The following is a 655-nucleotide window of genomic DNA, read 5'->3' as shown; positions in this document are numbered from 1 at the left end:
CCTGGCCCAGTCCTCGGTCACGCTGTTCGGCGTGCTCGACCTCGCCTACGAAAACGTCAAGACCAACGCCGGCCGCGTCTCCGGCGTCTCCCCCTCCGGCAACAGCGCCAGCCGCCTCGGCTTTCGCGGTGTCGAAGACCTCGGCGGTGGCCTGAGCGCCGGCTTCTGGCTCGAAGGCGCCATCAACCCCGCCAGCGGCATCGGCAGCAGCGGCACCACCTCCAACAACCAAAAATCCGACATCGCCGCCGGCGGCCTCACCTTCAACCGCCGCTCCACCGTCAGCCTCGCCGGATCCTTCGGCGAGCTGCGCATCGGCCGCGACACCACCCCCAGCTGGCAGAACTACCTCAACGCCGACCCCTTCGCCGCCGCCGGCGTCGGCACCCTCATCCTCGACTACACCGGCTCCGCCGCCACCAACACCTTTGTGCGCGCCTCCAACTCGGTGGGCTACTTCCTGCCCGCCAACCTCGGCGGGATCTACGGCCAGGCCATGCTCGCCTTCGGCAACCAGCCCAGCAACGCCACCATCAACACCATCGACACCTCCAGCAACGGCCGCTACGCCGGCGCACGCCTGGGCTACCGCCAAGGCCCGCTCGATGTCGCCGCCGCCTACACCCGCACCACCTTTGCCGGCCTCACCCAGTCC

General features: G+C 69.6%; 1 protein-coding gene. It reads left to right on the top strand.

Features of this window, described 5'->3' with window-relative positions:
- Position 1: 1 nt before the first annotated feature.
- On the top strand, positions 2-655 hold a 654-nt coding region (locus tag AC07PT_RS30435; RefSeq protein WP_494659191.1), incomplete at its 3' end, for a porin.

It is taken from the genome of Curvibacter sp. GW821-FHT09D12 (assembly GCF_059416245.1).
The sequence above is the reverse complement of the archived record's forward strand: the minus strand, read 5'-3'. Positions and strand labels throughout refer to the sequence as shown.